Raw genomic sequence first — 8895 nt, 5'->3', positions numbered from 1 at the left:
CAAGCGGGTGGTCCGCCGGCGGGTTCCGGTCAGGCGAGTCGTCCGGCATCCGGGTCGGCGCAGGCCCGGCCGGCTGGTCCCGGGTCTGTTCAACCGGGTCAGCCGGCTGCTGGAGTGGCACAATCGGGGCGCCCGGCGTCCGGATCGGCGCAGGTTGCCCCGCAGTCCGGGCCACCCCAGCCCGGGCAGTTCGGGTCCGCGCGGGCGAGCCAGCCCGGGCAATCTGGGTCCGCGCAGGTGGGTCAGGGCGAGCAGACCGGGCAGGTGGGTCAGGGCGGGCAGTTCGGGTCTGGGCAGGTGCGTCAGGGCGGGCAGTTCGGGTCGGCGCAGGCCGGCCGGCCGGGGCAGTCCGGGTCGGCGCAGGTGGGCCAGTCCGGGTCGGCGCAGGTGGGCCAGTCCGGGTCGGCGCAGGTGGGCCGGGCTGGGTCGGCGCACGTGGGCCAGGCTGGGTCGGCGCACGTGGGGCAGGCCGGGTCGGGGCAGGTCGGTCGAGCCGGGGTGGCGCAGGTGGGTGCCGGGTCTGCTCAGGTGGTGGGGCCGGCTGCTCGGGCTCCGGAGGTTGCTCCGGTTCTTCCTGTTCAGCGGAGCGGGGCCCGGCCGCCGCAGAATGCGCCGGTCAGTCCGGGGCGTCCTGCCGGGGCCGGGACGGTGTTCGGGTCCGGGTCCGGGTCAGGGTCAGGGTCCGGGCTAGGGGCAGGTGCGGGGTCCGGATCGTCCAACCCGGACGGTGCCGGGGTCTATCGTTCACAGCCGCGGGATGCGAAGGTCGCTCCCGGTAAGAAGCGTAAGGGCCTGCTGCCTGCCCTCGTGCTCGCCGTGCTGCTCGTCGCCGGGCTCGGGGCCGGGTCCGCGGTGCAGCTCAACCGGTCGTTGCCGGCCGCCACGCTGACCGCGTCGGTCGCCGAGACGTTGAAGATTCCGGGGAAGGCTCCTTCGCTGCCGTGGCCGGAGGCCGGGTCCGCCGAGATCATGATCCAGGGGCTGGGCAGTCTGGGCCGGTCCGGGGCGTCGGAGCCGGCCGCTATCGGCAGTGTCGCCAAGGTGATGACCGCGTACGTGATTTTGAAGGAGCACCCGCTCGAGGGTGACGAGGAGGGCCCGGACCTCACGGTCAGTGCCGCCGACGTCGCGGATTATCAGGCTCGGATCCCGATGGGGCAGTCGCTGGTGCCGGTCACCGTGGGTGAGGTGATGACCGAGCGGGATGCTCTCGAGGCGCTGATGCTGCCGTCGGCGAACAATGTCGCGCACATGCTGGGTGTGTGGGACGCGGGCAGTCAGGACGCGTTCCTGGTGAAGATGAACGCGGCCGCCGACGACCTGGGGATGGACGACACCGAGTACACCGACCCGAGCGGGTTCCTGCCCAGCACCATCAGCACCGCCGCCGACCAGGTGAAACTGGGGCAGGCCGCGTTGCAGCTGCCGTCGTTCGCGGAGATCGTCGCGCTGCCGTCGGCCAGTATCCCGGTGGCCGGGACGATCCAGAACTACAACGACCTGCTCGGCGAGAACGGGGTCTTCGGCATCAAGACCGGCTCCACCGACGAGGCGGGCGGCAACCTGCTCTTCTCCGCATACCTTACTGTCGGTGGCCGGAAGCTGACCATTGTCGGCGCGGTCTTCAACCAGCCGGGTGCGAACACGCCGGAGCAGCTCGCCGAGGTCAACAAGGTGGTCCGCAAGCTGCTCAAGGCGGTCGCCACGACGGTCAAGGAGTATCCGCTGCTGGCCGCGGACCCGGTCGGTGAGGTGCGTACCGCGTGGGGTGCGACCACGACGGTGAGCCCGGCGTCGGCGGTCAAGGTGGTCGGCTGGCCCGGCCTGAGTGTGCCGGTCACGGTCACGACGACGGCTCCGGGTCCGACGGTCACCGCCGGCACGGTGGTCGGTGCGGTCGAGGCGGGGCAGAGCGATCCGCGGGTACGGGTGGAGCTGCGCTCGGACGGCGTCACTCCCGAGCCGTCGGTGTGGTGGCGGTTGACACGTACGGGCGGGTGAACATCCGCACTAGGGTGCAGGGGTGATCGAGGAAAATCTGTGGTTGCGTCAGATCGCGGAGCACCCTGGGCATTCCCAGCGGTACATCCAGCGGTTCCGGGATCTGGCCGCGGCCGGTGCCGACCTGGCCGGGGAGGCGCGCCTGGTGGACGCCATGGTGCCGCGTGGGTCGCGGATCCTGGACGCCGGCTGCGGCACCGGCCGGGTGGGCGGGTTCCTGGCCGCGGCCGGGCACCGGGTGACCGGGGTCGACCTGGACCCGGAGCTGATCGCGGAGGCGCGGGCCGCGCATCCCGGTTCGTCCTGGACCGTCGGGGACCTCGCTGAGCTCGAGCTCCCCGGGCCCGGTTTCGACGTGCTGGTCTGCGGCGGCAACGTGATGACGTTCGTGGCTCCGGCGACCCGGGTGGCGGTGCTGCGCCGGTTCGCCGCGCACCTGGCCGAGGGCGGCCGGGCGGTGGTCGGGTTCGGCGCCGGCCGGGGTTACGAGGTCGACGACTTCCTGGTCGACGTGGAGACCGCCGGGCTGACCCCGGATCTGTTGCTCGCCACGTGGGACCTGCGGCCGTACACGCCGGGGTCCGATTTTGTGGTTGCCGTGCTGCGGCCCTGACCGCCGGTGCCGGTCAGGGCCGTCCCACACGGTGCTGCTCAGCGCTGGAACGCCAGGTCGAACTGGGTGTCCGTCCACGCGCCGGCCGAGGTGCGGCAGAGCACCCGGACGCCGGCGCTGCCCCACGAGCCGACGGTGCAGCGTTGCGCCTTCGGGCCGTACGCGGTCACGTGCACCGTGCCGTTGCCGAGCGGCTGGTGCGGCAGCGCGACCAGGTAGTTGCCGGTGCTGATCCGGCGCACCGAGTTGGTGAGGCCGCTGGAGTTGAAGCGGTAGTTCGCCGCCGGGTAGTACTGGGCGGACGTGGGGGAGTTGGCCCACACGTACGCCGACGAGTCGCTGGACAGCAGCCCGCTGTGGTCCACGTACGTCAGGGTGTACCGGTTGTCGGTCAGCACCCCGGCGGCGTTGCGGCAGTTGACCCGGATCAGCTGGGTGCTCCCGCTCGGTCCCCAGCTGACGACCTTGCAGCGGGCGGCGCTCCTGCCGTACGCGGTCACCTGCACGTGCCCGCCGGTCGTGCCGAGACCGGGCAGCCGCACCACGTAGCTGCCGGGTCCCTGACGTTGCACGGTGTTGGTGCCGCCGGCCGAGTTCCACTGGTACGTGGGGCTCGGTGTGTACGACGCGGCGGACGGCTGGTCGGCCCACAGGTATCCGGTCGTGGTCGACGCCGGTTCGTTGGTGAAGCTGGCGGTGAACCGGTTGTCCAGCAGCGCGCCGGTGCCGCGGTTGCACTGGACGTACAGGTCGATCCGGGTGCCCGCGACGTACCACTGGTTGACCTGGCAGGTCGCGTCCGTGCTGCCGTACGCGGTGGCGTGGGCGACGCCGCCGAACGTGCCCAGGTTGGGCATCCGCACTATGTAGCGTCCGGTGCCCAGCCGGCTGACGGTGTTGACGCCGCCGGTGGAGTTGGCGCTGTACGCCGCGGCCGGGACGTACGAGCCCGTGGTCGGCTGGTTGGCCCACACGTAGGCGTACCCCGAGGTGACCGGCATGGCCGCGGGCGCGGCGGTGGCGGTGGTGGCGGTGGCCGGGATGACGGCGGCGGCCATCAGCAGGCTGGTGGTGAGTGCGCTGATCCGGTGCATGACGAACTCCTTCTGGAGTGGTTGGTGGACCCGAAAAGCGTCGCAGTGCGGCCGGAAAGATCACCGGAAGTTCCGGATCCCCGAGCGTCGGCAATCGGACACATACGCCAGGCCTTTGATGTCGGTAAATGTCTGACGCGTTAAATCCGCACCTTGACGGAGATCGATGGATGCCTCTACCTTGCGATAGCCGACCGTAATGTTTCCGAAACTTACGAAGGAACAAGGGGGCGTCGATGTCCGGACCGCTGGCCATGCTGATGGTGGTCGCCCTGGCCGTGGTGCCACCGGCCGCGTCGCCGTCGCCGGTGGCGGCGGCGCCCCCGCCGGGCAGCGGCGGCTACGTCGCGTTCGAGCCCGGCCCCGGCCGGTTCCCGCTGGCCGGTGCGCCGGTCGTGGTCAGCACCGACGACCACGCCGGCGTGATCCGGGTCGCCGACGACCTGCGCGACGACCTCCACGAGGTCACCGGGGCGGTGGAACGCGCGGGACAGGCCCCGATCATCATCGGCACGCTCGGCAAGAGCCCGCTCGTCGACCGGATCGTGGCCCGCGGCAAGCTCGACGTCCGCGGGGTTCGCGGCGCGTGGGAGACCACCGTCGAACAGGTCGTCACCGACCCGCTGCCCGGCGTCCGCAAGGCTTTCGTCATTGCCGGCAGCGACCAGCGCGGCACCATCTACGGCGCGTACGACCTGTCGAAGCGCATCGGGATCTCGCCGTGGGCGTTCTGGGACGACGTGCCGGCGCAGCACCACGCCGCCGTCTACGTCACGCCGGGCCGGCACACCCAGGGCACGCCCGCAGTGAAGTACCGGGGGCTGTTCATCAACGACGAGAACCCCGCGACGGGTACGTGGGCCCCCCGTTATTTCGGCCCCGGCAAAGCACCCGGATACCCGGGCGGGCTCAACGCCGCCTACTACGGTCAGGTCTTCGAGACGCTGCTGCGGCTGAAGGGCAACTACCTGTGGCCGGCCGTGTGGGGCCGCGCGTTCGCCGAGGACGACCCGCTCAACCATGCCACCGCCACTCTGTACGGCGTAGTCATGGGCACCTCGCACGAAGCGCCGATGATGCGGGGCATCGAGGAGTGGAACCGGCACCCGGCCGGCACCGGCCAGTGGAGCTTCGTCAAGAACCCGGACGCGATCAAGGCGTACTGGCGCGACGGCGCGCAACGGATGGCCGACCAGGACATCGAGGGCGTCATCACGCTCGGCATGCGCGGCAACGGTGACACCAGCCTGCCCGACGGCGACGGCATCGACCTGATGCGCTCCATCATCGACGGCCAGCGCGAGATCCTGCGCGACACCGGGCTCGTCGACCGGCCCCAGGTGCAGACCCTCTACAAAGAGGTGCAGCGCTACTGGGAACAGGGATACCGCCCGCCCGACGACGTCACCGTGGTGTTCTGCGACGACAACTGGGGCAACATGCGCAAGCTCCCCGATCCGTCTATGCCGGCCCGCTCCGGTGGTTACGGGATGTATTACCACTTCGACTACGTCGGTGTCGGGCGCAATTACAAGTGGGCCGACACCGCCAATCTGACGAACACGTGGGAGCAGCTGAACCGCGCGTACATCTCGGGGGTCGACCGGTTGTGGGTCGCCAATGTGGGCGACCTGAAGAACGAGGAGCTGCCGGCCCAGTTCTTCCTCGACTACGCCTGGGACCCGTCGATCGGGCCGGACGCCTGGCTGCGCGGTTATGCCGCGCAGAATTTCGGTCCCGCTCTCGCGCCGGGGATCGCCGCACTGCTCGACGAGTACGGCCGCCTGCAGTCCCGCCGCAAGCCGGAGCTGCTCAACCGCCGGATCACGCTCGACCCGGCCACGAACGCCGTGGTCTACGACGACGAGGAGAATCCGTTCAGCCTCACCGCGTACCGGGAGATGGACCGGGTCGTCGCCGACTGGGAGCGCCTCGCCCGGCGTTCCGACCGCATGCGCCGCGCCGTTCCCGCGGCCGCCCGGGACGCCTATTACCAACTCGTCCATTACGCGATCAAGGACACCGCCGTCGTGTACGCGTTGCGGCGCGCCCAATTCACCAACATCATGTACGCGGAACAGGGCCGGGCCGCCACGAACAAACTCGCCGACCGGGCCGAACAGTTCTTCGCCGAGGACCAGGACATGAGCCGCTACTACAACACGGTCCTCGCCGGCGGAAAATGGAACGGTTGGCAGACCCAGCCCAAAATCGGGTACGGCGACGTGGAACGCTACGGCCCGAACGCCCCGTGGCAGCAGCCCGAACTCAACAACGTGGCGCTGCCGGACGCGGTATATCCGCACCTCAAACGGATCGAGGTGCCGCCAGCCGCCGCGCTGGGCGTCGCCCTCGACGGTGGTGACCCGGTCACGCTGCCCGAGTTCAGCCCCTGGCAGGCCCAGCCGGCGCAGTATCTCGAGGTCTACAACAAGGGCACCGCACCGTTCGGATACCGGATCACCGCCGGCCGGCCCTGGGTGCACGTGACGCCCGCGACCGGACGGGTCACCGACCAGATCCGCGCCACCGTCACGGTCGACTGGCGCCGCGCCCCGGCCGGCACCACCACGGTGCCGATCACCGTCACCGGTGCCGGATCGACGATCACGATCCAGGCCCCGATCCGCAACGTACGCGAACCCGGCGCCGGCTTCCTCGAAGCGAACGGCTACGTCGCGATGGAGGCCGACCACTACACCAGCAGGTCCGGTGACTGGCGGCTGCTGTCCGGCATCGGCCGCACCGGCAACGGCCTGACCAGCCCCACCGCGGGCACCCTCGGTTACACGATGACCCTGACCGCCGCCGGCCCGGTGACGGTGGCGGCCTACCTGTCACCGCGCAACCGCACCGGCGCCCCGCTGCGCTACGAGGTGTCCCTGGACGGTGCGCCGCCCCAGGTCGTCGACATCATCGCGGCCACCGGCTCCGACGACGGCACGATGAACACCGCCTGGGCCCGCAACACCTCGGACAACATCAACGTGACGACCACCCGGCACACCGTGCGGCGGCCCGGCGTCCACACCCTCACGTTCCGCCCCCTCGACCCGACGATCGTCGTCCAGCGCCTGGTGGTCCGGACCACCCCGCTGCCCTACAGCTACCTCGGCCCGCCCGAGAGCCGCCGGGCCACCCACGGAGGTCACTGACATGCGCAGGCGTTCTGTCCTCGGCCTCGCCGGAGCGGCCGTCCCGGCCACCCTGCTCACCGACCCGGCGGCCGCCGGAGCCGGTCCTCCCGGGCGGCGGGCGCGGCGGGTGCGCTGGGTGCATTCGTGGGTCGCGATGCCGCAGCTCACCGAGCCGGGCAACCTGCCACCGGCGCCGTTCACCGGGCCGGGGAGCCTGCTCGCCGGCACCACGCTGCGCCAGACCGTGCACCTCACGCTCGGTGGCGGCCAGGTGCGGGTACGGTTCTCCAACGCGTTCGGCACCACCGACCTGCCGATCACCGCCGCCGCGGTGGCCGAGCCCGCCGGAGGGCGTGCCGGCTCGCCCGCGATCGAGGCGGGCACCAGCCGCGACCTTACGTTCTCCGGCCGCCCGTCCGCGGTGGTGCCGCCCGGGGCGCAGGTCGTCTCCGACCCGGTGCCCCTGCCGGTGCGCCCCGGAACCGAGCTCACGATCACCGCCTACCTGGCGACCGGCCAGGCAGGCAGCGCCCTGACCTCCCACCCCGGCTCCCGCACCACCTCCCACCTCATCCTCGGCGACCACCACACCGCCCCCGACCTCCCCGGCGCGACCCCCGTGGACCACTGGTACCTGATCAGCGGCGTGGAGGTGGCCCCCGCGCACATCGCGCGGGCGCTGGTGATCGTGGGGGATTCGCTCACCGACGGGCGGGGGTCGACCACCAACGGCAACGATCGATGGCCGGATCAGCTCGCGGCCCGGCTGCGGGCCCGGCCCCGGACGGCCGGCGTCGCGGTGCTCAACCAGGCCGCCGGTGGCAACCGGTTGCTCAACGACGGGCTGGGGCCCAGTGTGCTGGCGCGGCTCGACCGGGACGTGCTGACGATCGGCTCGGCGCGGTGGCTGCTGTTGTTCGAGGGCGTCAACGACATCGGCACCACCGCCGCCACGGAGGAGGCCCAGCAGCGGGTGGTCGCCGACGTGCTCAGCGCGTACATCCAGATCGGTCTTCGGGTTCAGGCCCTTGACCTGGAATTTCAGGTGGCGACATTGACACCGTTCGGCGGGCACGAAGGCTATGACGACCCCGGGGGGCTGCGGGCGCGGTCCCGGCAGGCGGTCAACGCCTGGATCCGGAGCAGCGATCTGGTGGACACGGTGGTCGACTTCGACGCCGCCGTGCGGGACCCGGCCGTTCCCACCCGGTTGGCCGCCGCCTACGACGTCGGCGACCACCTGCATCTCAATCCCACCGGGTACGCCGCCCTGGCCGCCGCCTACTCCCTGGGGTAGGCGGGTGACGGACGGCGGGGGCCGTGGATCTCGCGGTGCAGGCCCTCCATGCGCTGGTCCAGGCGGGCGGCGTCCTCGGCCGCGGCGGCGAGCTCGGCGCGCAGGGCGGCGGAGATCTCCGTCGCGTCGTGCTTGTAGTAGATCTTGTGTTCGAGGCTGGCCCAGAAGTCCATCGCGACGGTGCGCAGCTGGACCTCGACCGGCACCGCCACCACCTGGTCGGACAGGAACACCGGGATCTCCACGATCAGGTGCAGGCTGCGGTATCCGTTGGCCTTGGGCTTCGCGATGTAGTCCTTGGTGACGACCAGGTTGACGTCCGGCTGGCGGGTCAGCATCTCCGCGACGGTGTAGACGTCGGAGACGAAGCTGCAGACGATCCGGATGCCGGCTATGTCGCGGATCCGGCCGCGCAGGTCGTCGAACGTGAGCGGGCAGCCGATCCGCTGGGCCTTGGCGGTGATGCTCGCCGGGGTCTTCAGGCGCGGGTTGACGTGCTCGATGGGGTTGCCGCTGCCGCGGTGGGCAAGCTCTTCCGCCAGGATGTCGATCTTGGTACGGATCTCGGCGAGCCCGAACTTGTAGACCATCATGAACGTGGTCAGCTCCCGGAACGCCTCCGGTTCGGGAATGGCTCGCCGCACCACCTGGCCCTCGTGAGCAGGCCCGTCTTGAGCAGGCTCAGGTAGTTCTCCAGCTGCCGAGGTCACCGTCCTACCGTAGGCGCTCGCCTCCACCGCCGATCACACAGCC

6 protein-coding genes are annotated in these 8895 nt (G+C 71.0%); 4 read left to right on the top strand and 2 right to left on the bottom strand.

Annotated elements, in window-relative coordinates:
* Nucleotides 1-807 precede the first annotated feature (807 nt).
* Both ACIA6A_RS34620 and ACIA6A_RS34615 read left to right on the top strand, forming a co-directional pair.
* Nucleotides 808-2001 (top strand): D-alanyl-D-alanine carboxypeptidase family protein, encoded by a 1194-nt coding sequence (locus ACIA6A_RS34620; RefSeq protein WP_396102199.1) that lies wholly within the window; start codon nt 808-810, stop codon nt 1999-2001.
* A 22-nt stretch (nt 2002-2023) separates the two neighbouring features.
* Entirely contained in the window at nt 2024-2614 is a 591-nt protein-coding gene (locus ACIA6A_RS34615; protein WP_396102198.1) for a class I SAM-dependent methyltransferase, read from the top strand.
* A gap of 38 nt (nt 2615-2652) precedes the next feature.
* Here ACIA6A_RS34615 and ACIA6A_RS34610 read toward each other — a convergent pair whose 3' ends face one another.
* Nucleotides 2653-3708 (bottom strand): hypothetical protein, encoded by a 1056-nt coding sequence (locus ACIA6A_RS34610; protein ID WP_396102197.1) that lies wholly within the window; start codon nt 3706-3708, stop codon nt 2653-2655.
* A 236-nt stretch (nt 3709-3944) separates the two neighbouring features.
* Here ACIA6A_RS34610 and ACIA6A_RS34605 point away from each other — a divergent pair, with 236 nt between their 5' ends.
* Both ACIA6A_RS34605 and ACIA6A_RS34600 read left to right on the top strand, forming a co-directional pair.
* Nucleotides 3945-6863, top strand: coding sequence for a glycosyl hydrolase 115 family protein (locus tag ACIA6A_RS34605; protein ID WP_396102196.1), 2919 nt, complete (start codon nt 3945-3947; stop codon nt 6861-6863).
* A 1-nt stretch (nt 6864) separates the two neighbouring features.
* The gene (locus ACIA6A_RS34600; RefSeq protein WP_396102195.1) at nt 6865-8142 is read left to right on the top strand and encodes a GDSL-type esterase/lipase family protein; all 1278 of its coding nucleotides are present in this window, start codon (nt 6865-6867) and stop codon (nt 8140-8142) included.
* Here ACIA6A_RS34600 and ACIA6A_RS34595 read toward each other — a convergent pair.
* The gene (locus ACIA6A_RS34595) at nt 8127-8789 is read right to left on the bottom strand and encodes a GTP pyrophosphokinase family protein (protein ID WP_396102194.1); all 663 of its coding nucleotides are present in this window, start codon (nt 8787-8789) and stop codon (nt 8127-8129) included. The two genes, ACIA6A_RS34600 and ACIA6A_RS34595, sit on opposite strands and share 16 nt — an antisense overlap.
* Nucleotides 8790-8895 lie beyond the last annotated feature (106 nt).

Source organism: Actinoplanes sp. NPDC051494, from assembly GCF_044454705.1.
In the GTDB taxonomy this organism is placed as follows: domain Bacteria; phylum Actinomycetota; class Actinomycetes; order Mycobacteriales; family Micromonosporaceae; genus Actinoplanes.
This window is presented reverse-complemented; position numbering and strand designations above follow the sequence as displayed.